23 protein-coding genes, 1 tRNA gene and 1 pseudogene are annotated in these 23,188 nt (G+C 57.6%); 19 read left to right on the top strand and 6 right to left on the bottom strand.

Annotation, left to right across the window (positions count from 1 at the left end; translation table 11 throughout):
- The 9 genes from AC1D2P_RS08975 to AC1D2P_RS09015 all read left to right on the top strand — a co-directional run.
- On the top strand, positions 1 to 577 hold a 577-nt coding region (locus AC1D2P_RS08975; protein WP_477811398.1), incomplete at its 5' end, for a His/Gly/Thr/Pro-type tRNA ligase C-terminal domain-containing protein.
- Entirely contained in the window at positions 577 to 1,128 is a 552-nt protein-coding gene (gene infC / locus AC1D2P_RS08980) for a translation initiation factor IF-3 (protein ID WP_172435341.1), read from the top strand. The genes AC1D2P_RS08975 and infC, both read left to right, overlap by 1 nt.
- Positions 1,129 to 1,188: 60 nt before the next feature.
- A complete protein-coding gene (gene rpmI / locus AC1D2P_RS08985; protein ID WP_002553160.1) occupies positions 1,189 to 1,383 on the top strand; it encodes a 50S ribosomal protein L35 in 195 nt (64 codons plus the stop codon).
- Positions 1,384 to 1,411: 28 nt separating this feature from the next.
- The gene (gene rplT / locus AC1D2P_RS08990) at positions 1,412 to 1,768 is read left to right on the top strand and encodes a 50S ribosomal protein L20 (protein ID WP_007905879.1); all 357 of its coding nucleotides are present in this window, start codon (positions 1,412 to 1,414) and stop codon (positions 1,766 to 1,768) included.
- A 109-nt stretch (positions 1,769 to 1,877) separates the two neighbouring features.
- Positions 1,878 to 2,894: a phenylalanine--tRNA ligase subunit alpha gene (pheS, locus tag AC1D2P_RS08995; protein ID WP_007905876.1), complete on the top strand. Its 1,017-nt coding sequence runs from the start codon at positions 1,878 to 1,880 to the stop codon at positions 2,892 to 2,894.
- A 26-nt stretch (positions 2,895 to 2,920) separates the two neighbouring features.
- The gene (gene pheT, locus AC1D2P_RS09000) at positions 2,921 to 5,302 is read left to right on the top strand and encodes a phenylalanine--tRNA ligase subunit beta (protein ID WP_109785846.1); all 2,382 of its coding nucleotides are present in this window, start codon (positions 2,921 to 2,923) and stop codon (positions 5,300 to 5,302) included.
- A gap of 3 nt (positions 5,303 to 5,305) precedes the next feature.
- Positions 5,306 to 5,608, top strand: a complete 303-nt coding sequence (gene ihfA, locus AC1D2P_RS09005) for an integration host factor subunit alpha (protein ID WP_002553164.1) — start codon at positions 5,306 to 5,308, stop codon at positions 5,606 to 5,608.
- The gene (locus AC1D2P_RS09010; protein WP_003179985.1) at positions 5,589 to 5,945 is read left to right on the top strand and encodes a MerR family transcriptional regulator; all 357 of its coding nucleotides are present in this window, start codon (positions 5,589 to 5,591) and stop codon (positions 5,943 to 5,945) included. Before ihfA ends, AC1D2P_RS09010 begins: the two co-directional genes overlap by 20 nt.
- A gap of 89 nt (positions 5,946 to 6,034) precedes the next feature.
- Positions 6,035 to 6,111: transfer RNA gene (locus tag AC1D2P_RS09015), tRNA-Pro, on the top strand.
- 237 nt (positions 6,112 to 6,348) lie between these two features.
- Here the strand turns inward: AC1D2P_RS09015 and AC1D2P_RS09020 are convergent.
- Together AC1D2P_RS09020 and AC1D2P_RS09025 are read right to left on the bottom strand one after the other, a co-directional pair.
- Positions 6,349 to 7,425 (bottom strand): Rieske 2Fe-2S domain-containing protein, encoded by a 1,077-nt coding sequence (locus AC1D2P_RS09020; RefSeq protein ID WP_477757589.1) that lies wholly within the window; start codon positions 7,423 to 7,425, stop codon positions 6,349 to 6,351.
- Positions 7,426 to 7,454: 29 nt separating this feature from the next.
- The gene (locus AC1D2P_RS09025; RefSeq protein WP_477757588.1) at positions 7,455 to 8,408 is read right to left on the bottom strand and encodes a PDR/VanB family oxidoreductase; all 954 of its coding nucleotides are present in this window, start codon (positions 8,406 to 8,408) and stop codon (positions 7,455 to 7,457) included.
- A 292-nt stretch (positions 8,409 to 8,700) separates the two neighbouring features.
- On the opposite strand from AC1D2P_RS09025, the gene AC1D2P_RS09030 reads away from it, so the two are divergent.
- From AC1D2P_RS09030 to AC1D2P_RS09045, 4 genes and pseudogenes are all read left to right on the top strand, one after another.
- Positions 8,701 to 9,171: a MarR family winged helix-turn-helix transcriptional regulator gene (locus AC1D2P_RS09030; protein ID WP_109787078.1), complete on the top strand. Its 471-nt coding sequence runs from the start codon at positions 8,701 to 8,703 to the stop codon at positions 9,169 to 9,171.
- A gap of 1,255 nt (positions 9,172 to 10,426) precedes the next feature.
- Positions 10,427 to 10,588, top strand: a pseudogene (locus AC1D2P_RS09035) (HAMP domain-containing protein); the annotation flags it as partial.
- Positions 10,589 to 10,666: 78 nt separating this feature from the next.
- Positions 10,667 to 11,458 (top strand): methyl-accepting chemotaxis protein, encoded by a 792-nt coding sequence (locus AC1D2P_RS09040; RefSeq protein ID WP_408980993.1) that lies wholly within the window; start codon positions 10,667 to 10,669, stop codon positions 11,456 to 11,458.
- 50 nt (positions 11,459 to 11,508) lie between these two features.
- Positions 11,509 to 12,444 (top strand): LysR family transcriptional regulator, encoded by a 936-nt coding sequence (locus AC1D2P_RS09045; RefSeq protein WP_223523270.1) that lies wholly within the window; start codon positions 11,509 to 11,511, stop codon positions 12,442 to 12,444.
- Here AC1D2P_RS09045 and AC1D2P_RS09050 read toward each other — a convergent pair.
- Positions 12,429 to 12,875 (bottom strand): GlcG/HbpS family heme-binding protein, encoded by a 447-nt coding sequence (locus tag AC1D2P_RS09050; protein WP_223523268.1) that lies wholly within the window; start codon positions 12,873 to 12,875, stop codon positions 12,429 to 12,431. The genes AC1D2P_RS09045 and AC1D2P_RS09050 overlap by 16 nt on opposite strands.
- An 11-nt stretch (positions 12,876 to 12,886) precedes the next feature.
- Positions 12,887 to 14,236, bottom strand: coding sequence for a metal-dependent hydrolase family protein (locus AC1D2P_RS09055; protein ID WP_109787074.1), 1,350 nt, complete (start codon positions 14,234 to 14,236; stop codon positions 12,887 to 12,889).
- 260 nt (positions 14,237 to 14,496) lie between these two features.
- On the opposite strand from AC1D2P_RS09055, the gene AC1D2P_RS09060 reads away from it, so the two are divergent.
- Positions 14,497 to 14,883 (top strand): nuclear transport factor 2 family protein, encoded by a 387-nt coding sequence (locus tag AC1D2P_RS09060; protein ID WP_223523266.1) that lies wholly within the window; start codon positions 14,497 to 14,499, stop codon positions 14,881 to 14,883.
- A gap of 74 nt (positions 14,884 to 14,957) precedes the next feature.
- Here the strand turns inward: AC1D2P_RS09060 and AC1D2P_RS09065 are convergent, their stop codons facing one another.
- On the bottom strand, positions 14,958 to 16,115 hold the full coding sequence (locus AC1D2P_RS09065) for an alpha/beta hydrolase family protein (RefSeq protein ID WP_109787072.1): 1,158 nt from the start codon (positions 16,113 to 16,115) through the stop codon (positions 14,958 to 14,960).
- Between the two features lie 59 nt (positions 16,116 to 16,174).
- Positions 16,175 to 17,137: a LysR family transcriptional regulator gene (locus tag AC1D2P_RS09070; protein WP_109787087.1), complete on the bottom strand. Its 963-nt coding sequence runs from the start codon at positions 17,135 to 17,137 to the stop codon at positions 16,175 to 16,177.
- Positions 17,138 to 17,435: 298 nt separating this feature from the next.
- Here AC1D2P_RS09070 and AC1D2P_RS09075 point away from each other — a divergent pair, with 298 nt between their 5' ends.
- The 5 genes from AC1D2P_RS09075 to AC1D2P_RS09095 all read left to right on the top strand — a co-directional run bounded on the left by AC1D2P_RS09075 (position 17,436) and on the right by AC1D2P_RS09095 (position 23,163).
- Positions 17,436 to 18,377: a VOC family protein gene (locus AC1D2P_RS09075; protein ID WP_223523264.1), complete on the top strand. Its 942-nt coding sequence runs from the start codon at positions 17,436 to 17,438 to the stop codon at positions 18,375 to 18,377.
- A 15-nt stretch (positions 18,378 to 18,392) separates the two neighbouring features.
- Entirely contained in the window at positions 18,393 to 18,803 is a 411-nt protein-coding gene (locus AC1D2P_RS09080) for a Rieske (2Fe-2S) protein (RefSeq protein WP_109787086.1), read from the top strand.
- A gap of 87 nt (positions 18,804 to 18,890) precedes the next feature.
- Positions 18,891 to 20,015 carry an FAD-dependent oxidoreductase gene (locus AC1D2P_RS09085; protein ID WP_223523262.1) on the top strand — a complete coding sequence of 375 codons (1,125 nt, stop codon included), beginning with the start codon at positions 18,891 to 18,893 and terminating at the stop codon, positions 20,013 to 20,015.
- A 49-nt stretch (positions 20,016 to 20,064) separates the two neighbouring features.
- The gene (locus AC1D2P_RS09090) at positions 20,065 to 21,762 is read left to right on the top strand and encodes a DUF1302 domain-containing protein (protein ID WP_223523260.1); all 1,698 of its coding nucleotides are present in this window, start codon (positions 20,065 to 20,067) and stop codon (positions 21,760 to 21,762) included.
- A 12-nt stretch (positions 21,763 to 21,774) separates the two neighbouring features.
- Positions 21,775 to 23,163 (top strand): DUF1329 domain-containing protein, encoded by a 1,389-nt coding sequence (locus tag AC1D2P_RS09095; protein WP_109787068.1) that lies wholly within the window; start codon positions 21,775 to 21,777, stop codon positions 23,161 to 23,163.
- The last annotated feature ends 25 nt before the right edge of the window (positions 23,164 to 23,188 follow it).

Consider the following 23,188-nt stretch of genomic DNA (forward strand, 5'->3'; position numbering starts at 1 on the left):
GCCGTACGATTTGCAGCCGGGCGAAGGTGCGTTCTACGGTCCGAAGATCGAGTTCTCGCTGAAAGATTGCCTCGGTCGCGTCTGGCAGTGTGGTACCCTTCAGCTCGATTTTAACCTGCCTGTCCGTCTGGGAGCCGAATACGTCTCCGAAGACAACAGTCGCAAGCACCCGGTAATGTTGCACCGGGCGATCCTGGGTTCCTTCGAACGTTTCGTCGGAATTCTGATCGAGCACTACGAAGGGGCATTCCCCGCGTGGCTGGCGCCGACCCAGGCAGTGATCATGAATATCACTGATAAACAGGCTGATTTCGCCGCCGAAGTTGAAAAAACTCTCAACGAAAGCGGGTTTCGTGCCAAGTCTGACTTGAGAAATGAAAAGATCGGCTTTAAAATCCGCGAGCATACTTTGCTCAAGGTTCCCTATCTCTTGGTTATCGGAGATCGGGAAGTCGAGATGCAGACTGTCGCTGTGCGTACTCGTGAAGGTGCTGACCTGGGCTCGATGCCCGTCGCCCAGTTCGCTGAGTTTCTCGCGCAAGCGGTTTCCCGGCGTGGTCGCCCAGATTCGGAGTAATTATTATTAAGCGTGAAATGAGACAAGATAAACGAGCTGCACCGAAAGCCCCGATCAACGAGAATATCTCGGCACGCGAGGTTCGGTTAATTGGGGCTGAAGGTGAGCAGCTTGGGATTGTGTCAATTGAAGACGCGCTTCTTAAGGCTGAAGAGGCCAAGCTGGATTTGGTGGAGATTTCCGCCGATGCAGTACCCCCTGTTTGCAAGCTGATGGACTACGGCAAGTCGATCTTCGAGAAGAAGAAGCAGATTGCTGCGGCCAAGAAAAACCAGAAGCAGATTCAGGTTAAAGAAATCAAGTTTCGTCCAGGGACGGAGGAAGGGGATTACCAGGTAAAACTGCGCAACCTGGTACGTTTCCTGAGTGATGGGGACAGGGCCAAGGTATCCTTGCGATTCCGCGGCCGTGAGATGGCCCACCAGGAGCTGGGGATGGAACTCCTCAAGCGAGTTGAAGGTGACTTGCTCGAGTACGGTTCGGTCGAACAGCATCCTAAGATGGAAGGACGCCAGCTGATCATGGTCATCGCCCCGAAAAAGAAGAAGTAATCAACAGGGCACGGCAGGCCTTCTGATTATGTTTATCAACTGAATGCGGAGTATCCGAACATGCCAAAAATGAAGACCAAAAGTGGTGCTGCTAAGCGGTTTCTGAAAACTGCTAACGGTATCAAGCACAAGCACGCTTTCAAGAGCCACATCCTGACTAAAATGTCGACCAAGCGTAAGCGTCAACTGCGCGGTAGCAGCTTGCTGCATCCGTCTGACGTGGCAAAAGTCGAGCGCATGCTGCGCCTTCGTTAATTTTAGTCAAGAATAGAGGAAGTAACTCATGGCTCGTGTAAAGCGTGGCGTCATTGCCCGTAAACGTCACAAAAAAATTCTGAAACTTGCTAAAGGCTACTACGGCGCTCGCTCGCGCGTATTCCGTGTTGCCAAGCAAGCGGTAATCAAGGCAGGCCAATACGCCTACCGTGACCGTCGTCAGAAAAAACGTCAGTTCCGCGCTCTGTGGATCGCTCGTATCAACGCTGGTGCACGTATCAACGGTCTGTCCTACAGCCGTTTCATCGCCGGCCTGAAAAAAGCGTCCATCGAGATCGACCGTAAGGTTCTGGCTGATCTGGCAGTGAACGAAAAAGCGGCGTTTGCTGCGATTGTCGAGAAAGCTAAAGCCACCTTGGCTTAAGTACCCCCGACAGTCACCCGGCCTCACCTCTGTGGGGCCAGGTGTTAAACGTCATAAATAGGGGAAGAGCCTTCAAGCTCTTCCCCTATTTTGTATCTGGAGTCTGTACATGGAAAACCTGGACGCGCTCGTCTCTCAAGCACTAGAGGCTGTGCAAAGCGCTGAAGATATCAATGCCCTGGAGCAAATCCGGGTTCACTACCTTGGCAAAAAGGGTGAATTGACTCAGGTGATGAAGACCCTGGGGAATTTGCCGGCAGAAGAGCGTCCGCAAGTCGGTGCGCTGATCAACGTTGCCAAGGAGCGTGTCACAGAGGTTCTCAATGCGCGCAAGGCACTGTTTGAAGAGGCTGATCTAGCCGCCAAACTGTCCGCCGAGTCGATTGACGTGACCCTGCCTGGCCGCGGCCAGACCTCCGGTGGTCTGCATCCGGTTACCCGCACTCTGGAACGTATCGAACAGTTCTTCACCCATATAGGCTACGGCATCGCCGAAGGCCCTGAGGTCGAAGACGATTATCACAACTTCGAAGCACTCAACATCCCAGGCCATCACCCGGCCCGGTCGATGCATGACACCTTCTATTTCAATGCAAACATGTTGCTGCGCACCCATACCTCACCGGTACAGGTCCGCACCATGGAATCAAAACAGCCGCCGATCCGCATCGTCTGCCCAGGCCGTGTGTACCGTAGCGACTCGGATATCACCCACTCGCCGATGTTCCACCAGGTCGAAGGCCTGCTGGTCGATCGCGATATCAACTTCGCCGACCTGAAAGGGACTATCGAAGAATTCCTGCGCGTGTTCTTCGAAAAAGAACTGGCCGTACGTTTCCGCCCATCCTACTTCCCGTTCACCGAGCCATCCGCAGAAGTCGACATGGAATGCGTGATGTGCAGCGGTAAAGGCTGCCGTGTCTGCAAGCAGACGGGCTGGCTGGAAGTGATGGGCTGCGGCATGGTTCACCCGAACGTGTTGCGTATGTCCGGGATCGACCCGGAAGAGTTTTCGGGCTTTGCCTTCGGCATGGGCGTTGAGCGTCTAGCCATGCTGCGTTACGGCGTGAACGACTTGCGTCTGTTCTTCGACAACGACTTGCGGTTCCTCGCGCAATTTCGCTAGTCGTAACGAATTCTTAGGAGAGCAGGATGAAATTCAGTGAACAATGGCTGCGTGGCTGGGTAAGCCCGCAGGTAAGTCGTGACGAGCTGGTTGCTCGTTTGTCGATGGCCGGTCTTGAGGTCGATAGCGTTACTCCGGCCGCCGGCGTATTCAGCGGCGTGATAGTGGGCGAGGTGCTGAGCACCGAACAGCACCCGGACGCCGACAAGCTGCGCGTTTGCCAGGTCAGCAATGGCACGGAGACTTTTCAGGTCGTATGCGGTGCGCCAAACGTGCGCCCGGGCCTGAAGATCCCGTTCGCCACCATCGGTGCCGAGCTGCCAGGCGACTTCAAGATCAAGAAAGCCAAGCTGCGTGGCGTTGAGTCCAACGGCATGCTGTGTTCGCAAGCCGAACTGCAAGTGGGCGAAGGCAACGATGGCCTGATGGAGCTGCCGGCCGATGCGCCGGTGGGCCAGGACATTCGTGAGTACCTGAACCTGGAAGATGCCAGCATCGAGGTCGACCTGACCCCGAACCGCGGTGACTGCCTGTCCCTGGCCGGTCTGGCCCGTGAAGTTGGCGCACTGTACGCCGCCCAGGTCACTCGCCCGGTTGTTGCTTCCGTTCCAGCCGTGCACGACGAAGTGCGTTCGGTTGAAGTGCTGGCTCCGGCGGCGTGCCCGCGTTATCTGGGGCGTGTGATCCGTAACGTCGATCTGTCCAAGCCTACACCGCTGTGGATGGTCGAGCGTCTGCGTCGTGCTGACGTGCGCAGTATCGACGCAGCTGTCGACATCACCAACTACGTGATGCTGGAGCTGGGTCAACCGCTGCACGCCTTCGACCTCGCCGAAATCAATGGCGGCATCCGCGTGCGGATGGCCGAAGAGGGCGAGAAGCTGGTACTGCTCGACGGTCAGGAAGTTACCCTGCGTAGCGATACGCTGGTGATTGCCGACCACACCCGCGCTCTGGCAATTGCTGGCGTCATGGGCGGAGAGCACAGCGGCGTCAACACCGCGACTACGCGCGATATTTTCCTGGAAAGCGCATTCTTCGATCAGATTGCAGTCGCTGGCAAGGCTCGTTCCTACGGCCTGCACACTGACGCTTCGCACCGCTACGAGCGTGGCGTGGACTGGCAATTGGCCCGTGAAGCCATGGAGCGCGCTACTGGCCTGCTGCTGGAAATCACCGGTGGCGAAGCCGGCCCGATCATCGAAACCGTCAGCGAGCAACATCTGCCGAAGATCGCTCCGGTTACCTTGCGCGCGCAACGCATTACTCAAATGCTGGGCATGGAAATGGATTCGGCCGAAGTTGAGCGTCTGCTCAACGCTTTGGGCTTGTCCGTTTCGGCCGATGGGGCAGGGCAATGGCGCGTTGAAGTGCCAAGCCATCGCTTCGATATCAGCCTGGAAGTCGATTTGATCGAAGAGCTGGCCCGCCTGTACGGCTACAACCGTCTGCCGGTTCGTTACCCGCAAGCTCGCCTGGCGCCGCAAGCCAAAGCGGAAGCGCGTAGCGATTTGCCTGAACTGCGTCGTCTGCTGGTGGCGCGTGGTTATCAGGAAGCGATTACTTACAGCTTCATCGATCCGAAACAATTCGAACTGTTTAATCCGGGTGTGGAGCCGCTGCTGCTGGCCAACCCGATTTCCAACGACATGGCTGCCATGCGCTCGTCCTTGTGGCCGGGTCTGGTCAAGGCGCTTCAGCACAACCTGAACCGTCAACAGGATCGCGTCCGTCTGTTCGAAAGCGGCCTGCGTTTCGTCGGTCAACTCGAAGGCCTGAAGCAAGAGCCAATGCTGGCCGGTGTGGTCTGCGGTAGCCGTCTGCCGGAAGGCTGGGCACAGGGTCGCGATGTCGTGGACTTCTTCGACGTCAAGGCTGACGTGGAAGCGGTGCTGGGCTTTGCTGGCGCTCTGGACTCGTTCACTTTCGTGCCGGGCAAACACCCGGCGCTGCACCCGGGTCAAACCGCGCGCATCGAACGTGAAGGCCGTCTGGTAGGTTTTGTCGGCGCCATCCACCCTGAATTGTCGAAAACCCTCGGTCTCGACCGTCCGGTCTTTGTTTTCGAGCTGGTTCTGGCGGAAGTGGCGTTGGGCAAAATGCCTAAATTCCAGGAGTTATCGCGCTTTCCTGAAGTGCGTCGTGACCTTGCGCTGATCGCCGAAAAAGACGTTGCAGCCAGCGCTGTTCTGGACGTAATCCGTGAAAATGCAGGCGAATGGCTGACAGACCTCAGGCTATTTGACGTGTATCAGGGTAAAGGCATTGATCCTGATAGAAAAAGCCTTGCAGTTGGCTTGACCTGGCAGCATCCATCGCGCACTCTTAATGACGATGAGGTGAATAACACTACGCAAAACATCCTCACCTCGCTCGAACAAAGGTTGAACGCCACGTTAAGGAAGTGACGTATGGGGGCTCTGACGAAAGCTGAGATGGCGGAACGTCTGTATGAAGAGCTGGGCCTGAATAAACGGGAGGCCAAGGAATTGGTCGAACTGTTTTTTGAAGAAATCAGGCACGCTCTTGAAGACAACGAACAAGTCAAATTGTCCGGTTTCGGAAATTTCGACCTTCGAGACAAACGCCAGCGGCCTGGCCGCAATCCGAAAACGGGTGAAGAAATCCCGATCACGGCTCGCCGTGTGGTCACCTTTCGTCCAGGGCAGAAGTTGAAGGCCCGAGTTGAGGCTTATGCTGGAACCAAGTCATAACGACGAGCTACCCGTCATCCCAGGCAAGCGCTACTTCACCATCGGTGAAGTTAGCGAGCTGTGTGCCGTAAAACCGCACGTGCTGCGCTATTGGGAGCAGGAGTTTCCTCAACTCAACCCCGTCAAACGCCGCGGGAATCGCCGGTATTATCAGCGACAAGACGTGCTGATGATCCGGCAGATCCGCGCGCTCCTTTACGATCAAGGTTTCACCATCGGCGGCGCGCGTTTGCGCTTGTCCGGCGATGAAGCCAAAGACGACACCACCCAATACAAGCAGATGATTCGACAGATGATTGCCGAGTTGGAAGACGTGTTGGTAGTACTCAAGAAATAATTTTCTGAGTTTGAATACTTCCAGTTTTCAAACGCTTGCGATATATTCTTGAGCGTCCCTCGAGAAGAGGGACGAGTTTCACGCCTAGTCGGGGCGTAGCGCAGTCCGGTAGCGCACTAGCATGGGGTGCTAGGGGTCGAGTGTTCGAATCACTCCGTCCCGACCATATAATTTAACGACTTAGCCCAATCTGAAAAGATTGGGCTTTTTCGTTTCTGGATTAAGGGTAAGCGAGGGGATAAGCACACTTCCCCTTGCTAGGCGAGGCGTGCAGATGTTCGATTATCTGCTCAGGAAGGATTTCAACGTTACGTGAAATGCGCAATATGCTGTTGATTCCAAGTACACAAGGTACCTCGCCGGGCGGTAGGTTACACACCGTGAGTCTGCGCACGCTGCGCACTCAAGAGCTAGCCTGACGAAGCTCCTCAATAATCCGGCGAGCCCGATTAGCACCAACATCAACATGTATATCAATCATCGGCCGCATGCCGAACCGGCACATATTCTTGTACTGAGCTTCGATAATCACCTTGTCTTCATCAAACGTCATAACCGTTTGCTCAACAACCTTGGCCTTGATGGCTTCAGGATCGCTTTCGGGGTTGGTGGCCATGGTCCAAAAGTAGTGACTGCTGGTTTCGGTTTCTGGCGTTACCCCGTGGAATCCGCGCATATGGAAACCACCACGATCGGGGTCATCCAGGGCATCGGTGCCGGCATCCACTGCTCCGGTCCAGATACGCAGATGATTGACGTGAAATTCGATTTCCTGCCAACGGTCTACAGTGCCTTTGAATGGGTAGGCGGCCGTGTAGGTGGGTGGTGGAACAGAGTCCGGCATATGGCGCACGACCCGCACCACGTTGCCTTCACTTTCGACACTCATCCGGGCATTCATGTGGATGCTGGCGTTACCACCGATGGTGCGCAGGTGGACATAACCCAGATGACTCAAGTCCATGAGGTTGTCGTGGATTAACTGATAAGGCGCGTTGTAGTGGTACACGTTGCCGTCGAACAAGTACTTGCCACTGCTGTGAACTGGGTAGGTCGGTGGCTCACAGTTCGGCTCCGGTTGCGCCTCGCTGCCAAACCATATCCAGACGATCTGGTCCTGCTCACGCACGTGATACGCGGGCACTTTAGCCTTGCTCGGGATCTTGTCCTGGCCCGGGATTTCGACGCACTTCCCACGCTCATCGAAAAGCAGGCCATGGTAGCCACATCGAATACCGGATTCTTCGAGCGTACCGTTCGACAGTGGCAGCGCTCTATGACAGCAGCGATCTTCCAGCGCAGCGACCTCGCCGTTGGCTTTGCGAAACAGTACGACAGGCTTGTTGAGTAATGTCCGGCCCACGGGTTTGTCGTTCAACTCCCATCCCAGGGCAGCGACGTACCACTGGTTGAGGGGGAAGTCTGGTAAGGCAGGCGCCGGTATTTCTTCGGCAAGCGTTTGGAGAGTGGATGTGTTCATGGCGGTCTCCTTGAAGTTGTTGTTTGGGTTCAAAGATCAAGAACCAGGCGTGATGATCTGGCGCGCGAGCAGCAGGGGGTAAAGCGGTCGTTTGCGGCTTGTTCAGCCACTGTCAGGAACTTGTCCCGGTGTTCCGGGATGCCCTTGAATACACGGGTTACGCAGGTGCCACAGACGCCTTGCTCGCAGGATGACTCGATCGCTATGCCGGCTTCGTCGAGCACTTCGAACACGGTGCGTTCGGCAGGAATCTGAAAAACCTGTCCAGTGCTTGCCAATTCAACTTCGAAGGGCGCATTGGCGCTTTGATCGATCGGGTCTGCGGCGAAAAACTCTTTGTGTACCTGGTTCTGCGACCAGCCAGCGTTCTGCGCTGAATCGAGGATGTAGTTCATGAAACCGGCTGGCCCACAGACATAGAGATGGGTGCCAGCGTCCGGTTCTGCCAGCAAGGCCGATGCATCTAGCTTCTGCATTTGAGCGCCACTGTCGTCATGCAACTTTATGCGACCAGCAAAAGGAGTTTGCGCAAGCATCGCAACGAACGCCGCGCGTTCGCTTGATCGAAAGCAGTAGTGCAACTCGAAGTCAGCCCCTTGATGTGAAAGCTCATAGGCCATGGCCAGCATGGGCGTGATACCGATACCACCGCCAAACAGCAGGTGTCGGTTGGCTGAGCGATCAAGCGGGAAAAGGTTGCGCGGAGTGCTGATGGTCAGCGTTTGTCCTGACCGAATCTGCTCGTGCATAGCCTTGGAGCCGCCACTGGAACTCGGGTCCTTGAGCACGCTGATCAGGTAGCGATGACGCTCCTTGGGGTCGTTGCACAAGGAGTATTGCCGGGTGAGACCCTCGGCAATGTGGATGTCGATGTGGGCACCGGCCTCGAACGCCGGTAGCGCACCGCCGTCTGCTGCACATAATTCGAAACTGCAGATGCCTTCGGCTTCGTATGCTTTGCGGGTGACGTTGACTTGAAGCATGACTTGTCCCTCCACACTGAAGTGGCTGCTGAAAAAAAGCATGAGTTAGAGCGTTAGCTGGGGACGGGTCAGCCGGTCGCTGGCACGTGGGAGACGATTGTTTGCTTGAGCAAGGCGAAGGGGATGAAATTGAAAGAGTCCATGACCAAAACCCGATAATTATTTTTATGTAGTAGGACGACGGCCTATCATGCAGGTCATCGACCGTGACGTTCGGTAGAGAAATCCTCCGATTATTTAGTTGCGGTGTCAACCAATATTCAACGACCCGCCGATCCAAGGTGTTCGCTCAATGCCCGCAGAATCCCAACTGAATCTGACTCGTTACGTACCGGCCCTCCTGAATTTCCTGTCTAATAAGCTCTCTGCCGGGGCCTCACAGTGCTATCGAAAGCATTTCGGCATAGGTGTAGTCGAGTGGCGAATGCTCTCGATGCTCGCCGTGGAAAATGACATTACCGCCAATCGGATTTGTCAGACGATCGGTCTCGACAAGAGCGCGGTCAGCCGTTCACTGCAGTCCTTGGAAGTGGCAGGGCACATTTGCAGCCAGGTTGATTCTAAGGATGCGCGGCGATACACCGTCAGCCTGACTGACAGCGGAAAAGCGTTACATGGTCGAGTGTTGAAGGTCGCACTGGAACGCGAGCGACGCCTGCTGAGCGGGCTCTCTGCCAAAGAAGTGGACACCCTTATCGAGTTGTTGGGCCGCATGCATGCCCAGGTCTCCAACGTGAACGATTACGATCCGGTAGACGCTTGACCCTACGCTTGAATACCTGACTTCCTTTGAGTGGTGTCGCTTCGTGACACCACGTCTCTTAATGCTGAATTACCTCTGACTTGCTTGTCTGCGTACCTCGAACGCCGCCTTGCGTTCGTCCCATCTGCACCCTTGGCAACTCGCTCGCCTACGTTTCAGATATCGCGTTTGCCGATAGGTCACATCCCAACAAGCGATTAGTCGGCGCGGCTGTGTCACGGCAACCTATATCCGTCGCTCGGTCTATCCCGCCAGGTGACTCGCAACGGTTCGAGCCAACATTCCCGGCCGGAGGTTGCAGGTGATATTGCCAACAAAACAATAAAAGAAGGCTCGTTCGATGGCTATTCGCTCTGTGCTCAGCCGCCTCAGCGTTGGCGGAAAGTTGTCGCTCGGCTTCGGTCTAGTGCTGATCTGCACTATGGGCATGGCATTCACCGCTTGGTATTCAGTGCAGGTAACTCAATCGAGCGCCACACAGTTACTCGTGCTGGATCGCCAGAAAGGTAACCTCGCCCAAGCGCGAGTCGCAGAGAAGGATTTCGGTTTGCAGCCGTCACTGGAGACGGCCAGGCAAGTCGAGGACTCTCTGCGTCAGCTTCAAATCGGTTCGCCGCTTGCGCGTCCGGGCGAAGACTTCGGGCGTACGCTCTCGGACTCATCCGACCGTTACCTGAAGGCATTTCAAGAATATGCTGAGGCCCGCCAACAGGCGTTACAGGCGAGGATGCGCATGCAAGTGCTAGCGGAAACGACGGGGCAGCGTTTCAGCGAAGTGTTCCTCGACCAACTGGACGATATCAACCTGGATCTTGAGCAGCATAACCTGCCTGACACGCAGTCAATGCAGCAGTTGGAGGAGGCGGTTTCGTTGCGCGAACGCTTGGCCAATCTGCGCGACAGCGAGCTGTATTTTTCCCTGGATCCGCAGCAGCGTTACCGGGACGACTGGGTAAACCGGGTAAATGAGCTGGGTACCGCGATAAACAGTCTGAATTCGCAACTCGACGGGGATCGTCGTCGTGCACTGGATGAGGCCAGCGCAGCGTTGACCGAATATCGCCAGGCATTTTTGGCTTATGCCGAAAGCGGTGAGCAGGCCATGGCGCAACAGGCGAACATGTCGATTTCGGCAGAGAACGTGATGGCGCTGTTGGAAGAAGAGCGCGTCAGGGCCGCGCAATCTTATGAATTACTACGGCAACGCCTGGATCTGCAACTTGGAGCAATGGTGCTGCTGGCGGTGGTCCTGAGTATGGTGGCGTGCCTTGTGATCCGACGCTCTATTGTCTTCCCCTTGAAGTTGATGCTGGGTCTGGCGCAACGTGTAGCCGCAGGTGATCTGAAGGATCGTCCCGCGCGGCTCGGTCGGCAGGATGAATTGGGCCAGCTCAGCCGCGCTATCGAGCTGATGTTGCAGGCGCTGCGCAGTCTTGTGGGACGGATCGGCAGTGATGTGCAACAGCTTGACTCTGCCGCCGCCACGTTGGGCGCAATGGTAGAGCGCACAGGGCAGGGGGTGCGTGCACAGCGCGAAAAAACCGCTGAGGTGGTTGAGGCCATGCAGCATATGACCCAAGCGGCTGCGCAGGTCAACCAACAAGTCGGAGGTAGCCAGGCTACCTTGGGCGAAGCCTGCGTGCTGATCCATCAGGGGGACGATCTGGTACGACTGGCGAGTCAAAGCCTGCAGCGGCTTTCGCGGGAAATGACGAGTAGTGCGAGTTCCATGCAACTGTTGCAGGCCGAGAGCCAGGCGATTACCAGCGTGCTGGACGTGATCAGCGCCATCGCCGAACAGACGAATCTACTAGCCTTGAACGCCGCCATCGAAGCCGCACGCGCCGGTGAACATGGTCGCGGATTTGCAGTAGTGGCGGACGAAGTGAGGGCGCTCGCCAGTCGAACGCGAGCGTCGACTGGCGAGATCGACAGCATGATTCGACGTCTCGGGCAGGTGACTGGCGAGACTGCTGCCAGTCTTTGCGACAGTCAGCGTCTGACCGCCGAAGGCGTTGATCTGACAGTGCGCGCGAGCCTGGTTCTGGATGCGATTACCGAGGCCATTTCGCGTGTTGAACACACCGGGAAGAGCATTGCCCACGCCGCCGCGACTCAACACGACATTGTCTGCCGAGTCGATGTAGCCCTTGGTCAGGTTGATTGGGTGGTAGAGCAAAATGCCGAGGAGTGCGTTCGATTGGAATTGGCTAATGGCAACTTGCAGCGCCTGAGTGTCAGCCTAGGTGAAGCGGTTGGAGCGTTTCAAAGTGACCCTGTAGATTGAGTGTCCATCAGTGATGATCGCTTATTCTTCCAATCTAAAATGGATTCTGCATGCGTTATCGACGTCTTGACCTGAACCTGTTGGTGGCCTTGGATGCCTTGTTGAGCGAATGCAGCGTCAGCAGGGCCGCCGAACGTTTGTGCCTGGGCCAGTCGGCAACCAGCTCGGCGCTCGGGCGTTTGCGTGAGCATTTCAATGACCCGTTACTGGTTCAGGTAGGGCGGCGCCTGGAACCCACGGCATTGGGTTTGGAGTTGCTGCCCAAAGTGCGTCTAGCGCTGGCACTGACGCGGGAGATTGTCGATGCGCCGGTCAATTTTGAACCGACCCATTGCACTCGGCATTTCACGTTGGTGGCTTCTGACTACGTGGCTGGTGTGCTGCTGCCAGCGGTCAGTCTTGAATTGGCCCGCGTTGCACCTGGCGTGCGCTTGAGCCTGCGGGATTTGCCTGTACCGCGTGACGGTGATGTGGTCAGCGAAGCGCTCGATTATCGTCGCAGTGATTGCGTGGTTGTGCCGCAGCGCAGGGTGAACCCGGCTTATCCCCACATACCGCTCATGAGTGATCAGCTCTGTTGCATTGTCTGCGCTCGGCAGTCGCCGTTCGCCGACGGTTTGAGCCTGTCCAACTATTGCGACGCGGAGCACGTGGTTCGCGAGTTTGCCGATGGCCGAAATCTGGCGATGGATGCCGTGCACCTGCATGAGCTGGGTGTTCAACGGCGAGTGGCGGTGGCCCTTGAAAGCTTCGTACTGATGCCCGAATTTATCGTTGGTACCGCGCGAATCGCCACCGTATTCCGTCGACAGGCGCAGCGCTTCGCTCAGCATTATCCACTGCGTATTCACCCAACACCGCTGGCTTTTCCCGAGGCCGTTCAGGTGTTGCAATGGCATCCGTATCAAGACCATGACCCGGCCATGCTGTGGTTTCGCGGCCTCTTGCTGGAACAGGCCGCGTTGCTTGATCAGCAGGGCAGCTGATCGCCGTTATCCGCCACCAGTCCAACCTGGTCGATAGCCTGTAAGGCGCATCGTTCGTCATTGTCCGAAGTGTCGCCGCTGATACCAATGGCCCCGAGAACCAGCCCCTCAACATTGCGAATCAGCACACCGCCCGCTACGGGAATAACTTCGCCGCCAGTCAGGCTGTTTATAGCGTCGAAAAACGCCGGCATCGCTTGAGCGCGCCGCGCCAGTTCGCGCCCACCAAAACCCATTCCCAGACAGCCACGGGCCTTGCCGGTGGCGATTTGTGGCCGAAGAAAACTGGCGAGCTCATCGCGCAAGACGGCCAGCGGATGCCCGGCGGCATCCAGCACGGCGACAGCCAAGGGTTTAACCCCCGATTCTCGGGCGATGCGGATAGCGCTGCTGGCGATGTGGGTGGCGGTCAATAAGTCGAGTTGCTGCATGGCGTTGGTCCTCATTGAGCCCACTTGCCCAACTGGGCAACACGGTCGCGGGTGTAAAGGTCTGTCCATTTCAGCGAGTTGAAATCAGACACCTGTTTTGGGTTGTAGGGGCTGCGCTCCATGCGCACGGGCTGGCCGGCCTTGTACACGGCGTTAAGGCGCGAGCGGTCTTGTAGAATGCGGATGTCGTGCAACGGTGAACCGTCGAGCAACAGGAAGTCCGCTTGTTTGCCCACTTCGAGGGAGCCGAGGGTCTCGCCACGCGGCATGCAGCGTGCGCCGACAGCCGTGGCGGCATACAACGCTTCTGCCGGGGTGAAGCCGAGACGGGTGACCAATAGTTCCAACTCACGAGCGTGCCACTCGCCGTAAGGCGTCACCGCAAAACCGCTGTCGCTGCCACACGCGAAAGGCACTCCTGCAGCCTTGGCCCGTTTGAGCACGGCCGAACCCACTTCCAGGGTCCGTGCGCAGTAGCCGGCGTAGCCGGTACTAATGGCCGGATCGTGGGGTTGGCAGAAGTCCACGGTGTTTTGAGGGAACGTCATGGTCGGCGCGAGGATGGTGCCGGCTTCGAGCAAGGCTTCGATGCACGCATCGTCCATGTAAAAGGCATGGAACACCAGATCAACGCCTGCGCGGGCGGCGTACATCACCGCTTCGCGGCCATAGGCGTGAGTCGCCACTTTGCAGCCCAGGCGGTGTGCCTCTTCAACCATCTCATAGGTTTCTTCAGCGGTGAAGGCAGCAATGATTTCGCCATTCGGGCGGCGGTGGGTGCCATCCATGGCGATCTTGATCAGGTCGACGCCATCCTTGGCCTGTTTGCGGATTTCCGCCAATGCCTCGCTGCGGCTGGTGACCAAGCGCGCGGTGAAATACTCCGGAGCCCCCACACGGCTTGGGAACCAGTCGTTTAGGCTCTGCCGATTAGTAATGACCCGACTGCTGGCTGCAATGCGCGGGCCCTCGAACAAACCGGCGCCGATTGCATTGCGCACAGCGATGCTGAGCTGGCCGCTATCGCCCGGGCAGACCATGCTGGTCACACCCGCGGCCAGCACATGTTGGGCGAAGAACATGCCCCGCAGAGCGCGGAACTCGTCACTGGTCCAGATATCGATGTCTTCTTCGCTCTGCGCGTTTCCGAAGGCCAGATGGGTATGCACATCGACCAGGCCCGGCATGACAAAATTATCCCCGGCCTCCAGCAGGGTGTCTCCCGGTTGCGGTTGTGGCGCCAGGGCTGTTGGGCCGACATACGACAGCAGACCGTTTTCTACGACCAGTGTTTGCTGTTGACGGGTTTCCAGGCCAGTACCGTCAAACAAGGTCTGGCATTTCAGGTGCAGGGCGTTCATGGCGTTTTCACTTTGCGGATTGTTATGCGAAGCGAGGCTAGGGCGGGGCCCTCGTCACCACCAGCAACTTGCATCAATGCGCGCGTATTGATGGCATCAATAGCTGCGGTACGTCAGCAGTACCGGGGCTTTTGCAACAATGAGTGACCTCAAGGTGCGAGTATCGCGAGTCTCGATGGCAGGCATCATGATCGGCGATTTTTTATCAGCCGGGTCGGGCGTCTATGGTGCGCGCTCGTCATCCACAGAGAGCCATTCATATGACCACCGCCACTGTAAAATCCGAACTCCTGGCACTTGAGCAAGAACGCCGCCGGGCCCTGGTTGAGGAAGATTATTCGCGCGTCGCCGAACTGTTCGCCGATGACCTGGTGTATGTGCACACCACAGGATTGGTGCAAGACAAGGCGGACTACCTGGAATACGCAAAAAGCGCCGTGGAGTATCTGGACATTGAACGTGGCGAATTGCTGATTCGCTTCTACGGCGACCATCTGGCGGTCATGACCGGTACGCAGTGCAACACTTTGCGTAAACGGGGCGGTGACCAGTCGATTCGCGGTGAAGGCTTTGCCACGCAGGTCTGGTCGCTCGGAGCCGAAGGCTGGCAGATCAGCTCGTTCCATGGCACACGTGCGCCCAACTGAATTCGTATACCAGTCAACGCAAAACGCCGGAAACCCTAGGGTTATCCGGCGTTTTTTATGCTTCGCGAAGCTTATCAGGCGGTGTGTCCACCCAGCGTTTCGGCAATCCAGTCAGCGATGTAGTGACCCGCGTTGATGCTGTTATCGAAGCTGGAATGCTGCACGCCACCTTCGCGTTCGGTGAAGATCTTCAGCTCTCGTTTAGGGCTGTTGATCAGTTGCTCATAAGTACGCTGTGCCCACTTCAGTGGTATCTGCGAGTCCTTCTCGCCATGGGTCACCAGGAACGGCACCTTTATGCGATCGAGTACACCATCCAGATGCACGTTTTCGGCGATGGCCATGAATTCATCCATATCTTTTGCACCCCACACCCAGCACACGTGCGCCCAATAGTGCGGTACAGGGAAGCTGCCTTCTTTTTCTAGGCGACGTTTTTGCACATCGCGCCAGTCATGGTTTGCGCCCCACACCACGCCGCAGGCAAACCGTGGTTCAAACGCCACCGCACGCGGGCAGTAATAGCCTCCGAGAGAGACGCCTTCCAGGCCAATACGTTTGGCATCCACGTCGCTTCGGGTTTCCAGCCAGTCGACCACGCGGCTAGCCCAATGCTCGCTGTCGAAACGGGCAATCAGGTTATGCAGGCGCAGGGCTTCACCTGTTCCAGGCTGGTCGATGATCAACGATGAAATACCGCGTTTCGCCAACCAGGCCGGCAGGCCGACGCGGTATTTCATTTCTTTGGTTGAATCCAGTCCGTTGACCTGCACCAGGATCGGAGCCGGACCGGTCACGCCTTCGGCACGCACCAGCAGGCCGGAAATATGTTTGCCCTCGTAGGGGATTTCAACGCGTTCGCAGTTCTCGCGTGACAACTCGATACCGCGTTTGAAGGTCTGCAAAAAGCGTTGGTACAACTCAGTCCGGCCCGGCGCGCCATGGGCCTGCAAACGTTCGCAAGTGAGGTAATAAGTGGCGGCGCGGTTGTACTTTTCGCCTGCGGACAGCAGCCGGCCATTACCTTCATCTTCCTCAGCCAGGCCACATAGTTTGTCAGCCATCTTCGCCCAGGTTTCGCGGAACGCTTTGGTTCCCGCGGCGTCGGGCTGCTGCGCGGCTTCCTGTAATGGCGCGCACATCTCTTCGATTTCGCCCATGCGGGCGCCCATCTCTATGGCCAAGTCGACAGAAAGATTCCACACATAATTGGTTGGAAAGTAACGGAACATGATGGTTGTTGTCCTTGTGATTGTCTTGACGTTCACAAGGCACGTTAAGGACGCTCCGACTATTTGGCCAATCGTGCCTCGGGATGGGAGGTATCGCGACCGGCGATAGAAGGGTTTTCCAGGTGCTGGATAAATTCGCTGATGCGTTCGCGCAGCCAGCGGTGCATCGGGTCGCCTTCGACACTGCGGTGCCAGAGCATGACCTCGCGCATGACAGGGATCTTCACCGGTGGATTGAGGATGCGCAGCGGCAGGTGCTGGGCGTATAGCCGTGCCAGACGCTGGTGCATGGTGGCGATGCGCTGGGTGCCTACCACCAGCTGCGGCAGGGTGTTGAAGTCGTTGGTAATGACTTCGAGACGGCGGTTGAAACCGTACTGGTTCATGAACCACTCTTCGATGCTCAAGTGCCGGCTGCGACCAAAACCGACGGAAACATGGCCCATGTCCATGTACTGCTCCAGGGTCAGGCTGTCGCCGACCTGGGTATTGCCGTCCCACACCACGCAGACGTGTTCCTCTTCGAACAGCAGCTTGTGGGGGTGGCCGTCGATGATGTAGCGCTCGGGCACGATCATCAGGTCAACCTCACCGCGAATCAGCAACTCACCGGAATTGTCGCTGGGGCCGAGCATCTCGAAGGTGATGTTGGGCGCTTCCTGGTGGATCTTTTGTATGACCTGGGCAAACAGCACGCTGATCAGGTAATCCGAGGTCACCAGGCGGAAGTGACGTTTGCTGGTGGTGGGGTCGAACACGGGCTTGGCGGTGATCGATGACTTGATCGTCAACAGCACCTCGCGGATGGGCGTGGCGAGCTCCCTGGCATAGGGCGTGAGCTGCATTTTTCGGCCGACCTGCACCAGCAGTTCGTCTTCGAAATAGGTACGCAGGCGTCCCAATACACCGCTGGTGGCAGACTGCGTCATGTGCAGGCGTTCGGCGGCGCGGGTGATGTTCTGTTCTTCGAGCAGCACATCGAGTGCGACCAACAGGTTCAAATCCAGGTGGTTAAAACGCATCAGGCATGTCCGTTTTTTGTATTTATTTTGGCGATACATTCGGATGAATACATCAGCGCGTCAACCTCCCGCTGTTTCTTTTCCTCTCCCCAAAAACCTGCGCCCCCAGATTTTCTGGTATCGCGTTTTCTGATAGGTCGCATCCCGACACACGATTAGTCAGTTGCCAAACCGCCCGGCAATCTTCGTGGCAGTCGGCGYCCTTGCCGACACCACCACCGGACGCCTTGCATCACTGACGGGCCTATCGAGCCTGCGGCAGCTTCGTCCGGATACTAATTTCAATGGAGTGGTAGCCATGAACATCCTTGGCCTTGATGCCCTAATCTTTGGCGTCGATGACATCCAAGCCTGTACCGATTGCCTGCGTGACTACGGCCTGGCCCCTGTCGCTGTCGACAGCAACGGCGGGCGTTTCGAAGCACTGGACGGTACCGCCGTGATCATTCGACGGTCGGACGATCCCGACTTGCCGGCGGCCATTGGTCCAGCGCCGTCGATTCGCGAAACCGTTTATGGCGTCGCCAGCGCTGCCGACCTCGATGCCATCGAAGATGAACTGGCGCGAGATCGCCAGGTCACCCGTGACGGCAACGGCGTGTTGCACAGTGTCGACGACATGGGTTTTGCGATTGCTTTCCAGGTCACTGTCCGCAAGGCGTATAGCGCTCCGGACGACCTGACCAACGCCGCCGGCCATGCGCCACAGCGTCCGCTTAATCAACCAGGTATCACCCTCGAAATGAATGCCACCCCGCGCACCTTGTCGCACGTGGTGTATTTCGTCCCCGACGCGGCCAAGGCCGAAGCTTTCTATGCCGAACGCCTGGGCTTCAGAACCACAGACACCTTTATCGGCGCCGGGCCGTTCATGCGCCCGGCGGGTTCCGATGATCACCATTGCCTGTTCATGATCCAGACTCCACCGCACATGAAGGGCTGCGAACACTTCACCTTCCACATGGGCAGCGGCACCGAAGTGTTGTTGGCCGGTACGCGCTTCGAGCAAAAAGGCTGGACCAGTTTCTGGGGCCCTGGCCGCCACCTCTTTGGCTCCAACTGGTTCTGGTATTTCAACAGTCCGCTGGGCTGCCACATCGAATACGACGCCGACATGGACAAGCACGATGACGCCTGGGAGGCGCGCCGTGCGCCACTGTCGGCGGATAACTCGCAGCTGTTCCTGTTCAACTCGAAAGAAAAATGGGCACCGGGCGGCCCGCCACCCAAGCACGGCTGAGTGCGGGTGTTGACCATGAGCCACAGCGATTTTTTTCTGTGCCGGATGGACGAGTTGGCAGAAGGGCAGGCGCGCGGTTTCGACCCGTTGCAGCGTGGCAAGGACAGTATTTTTGCCTTGGTGCACGAGGGGCAAGTGCGGATTTATCGCAACAGCTGCCCACATCTGGACGTGCGCCTGGAGTACCGAAAGGACCGGTTTTTGTCGGCCGACGGCCAGTTGATTGTCTGTTACGCCCACGGTGCGCAGTTTCTCCCGAGCACTGGCGAATGTGTCTACGGCCCGTGTCTGGGCCAGCGTCTGGACGCGTTGCCATGGCGTCTGGAGGAGGGCTGGCTGGTGCTGGAAATGCCTGGATCTACCGCGTTGTCGGGGTCGGTTGAGGTATCGCGTTTGGCGATACATCGCATCCCTACTCGCGATTAGTCAAATCCCTGCTTTGACCGGAAGCTGGACCTAACGACGCAGCGCCCGGCGCTGCATCGAATCACAAGAATAAAAAGTGAGTAAGCCATGAGTGCAGTGAACAAAGTTCTGATCGTGGGTGGTGGGATTGGTGGCTTGTGTGCGGCCATCGCACTGCGGCGCAAGGGCATTGAGGTCGACCTGATCGAGCTCAAGTCAGAGTGGACGGTTTACGGTGTCGGCATCATCCAGCAGAGCAATGTGGTTCGCGAGATGGCCAAGCTGGGCGTGCTCGATGGTTATCTCGATGCCGCGTATGCCTTTGAAGACGTCGCCATCTATGGCCCGGCCGGTCAGCAACTGGCGCGCATCCCGGGTCAGCGTCTGGCAGGACCTGCCTATCCGGCGAACGTTGGCATCTCCCGTTTGGCGCTGCATAAAGTGCTCAGCGAAACCGCCCTCGAACTGGGCGCCAACGTACGCCTGGGGCTCAGTGTCGAATCCCTGAAGGACCTTGGCGACAGCGTTGAAGTGCTGTTCACCGATGGCAGCAGCGGCGGTTACGACCTGGTGGTGGGTGCCGATGGTTTGTTCTCAAAGGTTCGCGACCTGCTGCTTGGCGATACGTACACACCCAGGTTCACGGGCCAGGCTGTGTGGCGCTACAACTTCCCACGCGATCCGCACATCGATCACCTCGCCAACTACCAGAGCGCCGACGGCAATGCCGGGCTGGTGCCGTTGGCCGGTGACCTGATGTACCTGTTCCTCACCTCCCACGAACCCACCAACCCCTGGATGGACCCGGCCACCCTGGCCGAGCAAATGCGTCAGCGCTTGCAAGGCTTTACCGGCCTGATCGGCGAACTGCGTGAACAAATCACCGACAGCAGCCAAGTGGTTTACAAGCCAATGGAAGTGGTTTTCGTCGACGAGCCTTGGTATCGCGGCCGCGTTCTGTTGATCGGGGATGCGGCCCATGCCACCACGCCGCACCTCGGGCAGGGGGCCGGCATGGCGATCGAAGATGCCATCGTGCTCAGTGAAGAACTGACCGGTGAAGGCAGTATTGAGCAACAGCTCAAGCGCTTCATGGACCGCCGTTTCGAGCGCTGCAAATACATCAGCGAAAGCTCGGTGTTGGCCGGCGACAAAGAGATGCAGCACGACCGCGACTTCGACCGCATTGGCTTGGTCAAGCAGATGCTCGCTCGCACGGCCGAGCCTATCTGATTCAACGCATCCACAGCAGTTACCACTATAAAAACAAGAGGTTAACGCGATGGTCAATTCCACGACTGCGACGCTCGCGCGTCGCTCGGTCTGCACGTCTGCACCCTTTGGTTTCAGTTTGGCGGCGGCGTTGGTGCTGTGCAGCCAGGCTGCCCATGCCTTTCAAGTGGATACCGGCAATCCGGATTTCAGCCTGCGTTGGGATAACACGTTTAAGTACAGCGCCGCATGGCGCGCCCAGAATCCCAGCAGCAAACTGACTGAAGGGCAGGTGTCACTCAACCAGGATGACGGTGATCGTGCCTTTAAAAAAGGCCTGATCTCCAACCGCACGGACATCCTTTCCGAACTGGATATGTCCTTCAAAAACGTCGGCGCCCGCCTCAGTGGCGCCGCCTGGTACGACACCGAATATCAGCAAGATAACGACAACACTGATCCGGCACGCGCCAACGCCCGTTCCGTGGCCTATGACGAATTTACCGATGACACTCGCCACTTGCACGGCGGTGACGGCGAATTGCTTGATGCATTCGTGTACTGGAACGGCGAGCTGGGTGATCACGCCACGTCAGTGCGTGCCGGTCGCCACGGGTTGATCTGGGGTGAGAGCCTGTTCTTCGGTGCCAACGGCATTGCCGGTGGCATGGGGCCGGTCGACGTGGTCAAAGCGCAGTCCGTCCCTAACACCCAGTTCAAGGAAATCACCCGTCCGGTCAATCAGCTGTCGGGGACTTTTCAACTGACCGACGCCGTGTCGCTCGGCGCCTTCTACCAACTCGAATGGGAAGAGACGCGCCTGCCGGGTGCGGGCAGTTATTTCTCCACCAGCGACACCATCGGCGAAGGCAACGAACGCTTGATCGTCGGGGCACCTTTTCCAGCATTCCTCGGTGGTAATGCCAACAGCCCGGCGGCGTTCTTCCATGGCAATGACAAGGAAGCGAAAAGCTCAGGGCAGGGTGGCCTGCAGTTGAAATACAGCGCGGAGACCGTCGAATACGGCCTTTACGCTATCCAGTACAACGACAAAACCCCCAAGCTGTATCTCAAACCTTCCGCGGGGGCGCCGAACTTCAGTACCGGACAAGTCGGTGAGTATTACTGGGTGTACCCGGAAGACATCCGCGCCCTGGGCGCCAGTTTTTCCACCACCGTGGATGAATACAGTTTCGCCGGTGAAGCCTCGATGCGCTGGAACATGCCGCTGGTTTCCAACGGTCAAACCGTGTTGCCTGGCGTTGACGCTGATAACGATAACAACCCGCTTTATGCCGTCGGCCGTACCGCCCACATCAACCTCAACGTGCTGGCTTCGTTCGGGCCGAACTTCATTGCTAATGAGTCGGGACTCGTCGGTGAGGTGGCCTGGAACCGTCTGCTCAGCGTCACTAAAAACCGTGCAGCGCTTGACCCCAATGCCACCGATGACGGTCTCGGTTTCAAGGTGGTTTACACCCCGACCTACCGCCAGTTTTTCTCGGGCGTCGATATCGGCATCCCGGTCGGCCTCAGCTACTTCCCCCTGGGCAAATCCGCGGTGGTCAGCTCGTTCGGTCCGGACAACGGTGGCGATATGAACATCGGCATTACCGCCACCTACCTGGACCGCGTGACCGCGGGCCTGACTTACACACACTACTACGGCCCCGAGGACACCAACCTCAATGGCGCCAACCAGTTCAATTTCAAGCAATCGCTGAAAGACCGGGACTACTTGTCTTTCTCCGTCAAGACCACGTTTTAAGAGGACTTGCGCATGACCCACAACAAAAAGACCGGAGCGTTCAAGCTCAAAGCCCTTTGCTTCGCGCTGCTGGGCAGCCTGGCCATTTGCAGTCAGATGAGCGTGGCAGCGACGGCTGAAGACGCGGCGAAACTCTCGAAAAGCCTGACGCCTTTCGGTGCTGAACGTGCCGGCAACGCTGACGGTTCCATTCCCGCCTGGGACGGTGGTTACACCAAGGTCGATCCCTCCTACAAGGAAGGCGGAAAACGCTCGGATCCGTTTGTCGCGGACAAACCGTTGTTCAGCATCACCTCGAAAAATCTCGCGCAATACGCCGGCAAGCTCAGCGATGGCACCAAGGAAATGTTCAAGCGTTTCCCGGACACCTACCGCATCGATGTTTACCCGACCCGGCGCACGGCCGCCGCACCGCAGTGGGTGTATGACAACACCCTGAAAAACGCTACCCGCGCCAAACTGGTCGACAGCAGCGCCGGTCCCGTACCGCAAGGCGCGTTTGGCGGCATCCCGTTCCCGGTGCCAAGCAATGGCGCCGAAGCCATGTGGAACCACGTACTGAACTGGCGCGGCACCTCGGTGGCGATGCACTTTCGTCACTACCTGATGACCGCCGATGGCAAACAGGTGATGACCACCGATGGCAAGGCCATTCAGGAAATGCCGTATTACTACCAGGAAGGGTCGCCGGAGACGTTTGCCGGTGATTACTGGCTGTTCCGTCTGCTCAACGTCGGGCCACCGTTGCGCGCCGGCGAGCAGATCATGGGCCGCACCAACATCAATGGCGACCTGTCCCAGGCGCACGTTTACCTGACCGGTCAACGCCGGGTACGCAAGCTGCCGAATGCCTGCTGCGATACCCCGACACCCGCCACTGCCGGCGTGATGTCGTTCGACGAGTTGAGCGTATTCCAGGGCCGCATGGACCGCTTCGACTGGAAACTGGTGGGCAAGCAGGAGATGTACATCCCCTACAACACCAACAAGGTGCAAACCGCCAGCAAACCTGAGGACCTGTTCCTCGCACACCACATGAACCCCGATTACGTGCGTTGGGAACTGCACCGGGTCTGGGTCGTGGAGGCGGACTTGGCGCCGGGCAAACGTCACCAGTTGCCGAAGGGCCGTTACTACCTCGATGAAGACACCTGGCAAGCGATGCTGGGCGACCGCTGGGACGCCAACGGCCAACTGGCCAAGACCCTGTGGTCGTTGCCGGCAGTCATGCCGGACCTGCCGGCTCAAGCGCAATTGTCCTCGGGCTTTTATGACCTGACCTCAGGTGCCTGGTTTATCCAGAACGTCTACACCGGTTTGCCAGAGCAGTACGGCTTGGTGGATCGCTACAAGGCTTCGGAGTTTTCGCCTGCAGCGATGGCGGGTGCCGGGGTTCGTTGAGTCAGACCGGATCGTGGTTTGCGGA

Source organism: Pseudomonas sp. P1_F1_2 (genome assembly GCF_056405815.1).

Coding starts and splice junctions, on each gene's coding strand:
- AC1D2P_RS09085 (WP_223523262.1), top strand. CDS start 18,891: ATGAGTGCAGTGAACAAAGTTCTGATCGTGGGTGGTGGGATTGGTGGC.
- AC1D2P_RS09050 (WP_223523268.1), bottom strand. CDS start 12,875: ATGCAGCAACTCGACTTATTGACCGCCACCCACATCGCCAGCAGCGCT.
- AC1D2P_RS09090 (WP_223523260.1), top strand. CDS start 20,065: ATGGTCAATTCCACGACTGCGACGCTCGCGCGTCGCTCGGTCTGCACG.
- AC1D2P_RS09070 (WP_109787087.1), bottom strand. CDS start 17,137: ATGCGTTTTAACCACCTGGATTTGAACCTGTTGGTCGCACTCGATGTG.
- AC1D2P_RS09095 (WP_109787068.1), top strand. CDS start 21,775: ATGACCCACAACAAAAAGACCGGAGCGTTCAAGCTCAAAGCCCTTTGC.
- AC1D2P_RS09020 (WP_477757589.1), bottom strand. CDS start 7,425: ATGAACACATCCACTCTCCAAACGCTTGCCGAAGAAATACCGGCGCCT.
- ihfA (WP_002553164.1), top strand. CDS start 5,306: ATGGGGGCTCTGACGAAAGCTGAGATGGCGGAACGTCTGTATGAAGAG.
- rplT (WP_007905879.1), top strand. CDS start 1,412: ATGGCTCGTGTAAAGCGTGGCGTCATTGCCCGTAAACGTCACAAAAAA.
- AC1D2P_RS09055 (WP_109787074.1), bottom strand. CDS start 14,236: ATGAACGCCCTGCACCTGAAATGCCAGACCTTGTTTGACGGTACTGGC.
- pheT (WP_109785846.1), top strand. CDS start 2,921: ATGAAATTCAGTGAACAATGGCTGCGTGGCTGGGTAAGCCCGCAGGTA.
- AC1D2P_RS09060 (WP_223523266.1), top strand. CDS start 14,497: ATGACCACCGCCACTGTAAAATCCGAACTCCTGGCACTTGAGCAAGAA.
- AC1D2P_RS09045 (WP_223523270.1), top strand. CDS start 11,509: ATGCGTTATCGACGTCTTGACCTGAACCTGTTGGTGGCCTTGGATGCC.
- AC1D2P_RS09010 (WP_003179985.1), top strand. CDS start 5,589: ATGCTGGAACCAAGTCATAACGACGAGCTACCCGTCATCCCAGGCAAG.
- AC1D2P_RS09040 (WP_408980993.1), top strand. CDS start 10,667: ATGGTAGAGCGCACAGGGCAGGGGGTGCGTGCACAGCGCGAAAAAACC.
- pheS (WP_007905876.1), top strand. CDS start 1,878: ATGGAAAACCTGGACGCGCTCGTCTCTCAAGCACTAGAGGCTGTGCAA.
- rpmI (WP_002553160.1), top strand. CDS start 1,189: ATGCCAAAAATGAAGACCAAAAGTGGTGCTGCTAAGCGGTTTCTGAAA.
- AC1D2P_RS09025 (WP_477757588.1), bottom strand. CDS start 8,408: ATGCTTCAAGTCAACGTCACCCGCAAAGCATACGAAGCCGAAGGCATC.
- AC1D2P_RS09065 (WP_109787072.1), bottom strand. CDS start 16,115: ATGTTCCGTTACTTTCCAACCAATTATGTGTGGAATCTTTCTGTCGAC.
- AC1D2P_RS09075 (WP_223523264.1), top strand. CDS start 17,436: ATGAACATCCTTGGCCTTGATGCCCTAATCTTTGGCGTCGATGACATC.
- AC1D2P_RS09030 (WP_109787078.1), top strand. CDS start 8,701: ATGCCCGCAGAATCCCAACTGAATCTGACTCGTTACGTACCGGCCCTC.
- AC1D2P_RS09080 (WP_109787086.1), top strand. CDS start 18,393: ATGAGCCACAGCGATTTTTTTCTGTGCCGGATGGACGAGTTGGCAGAA.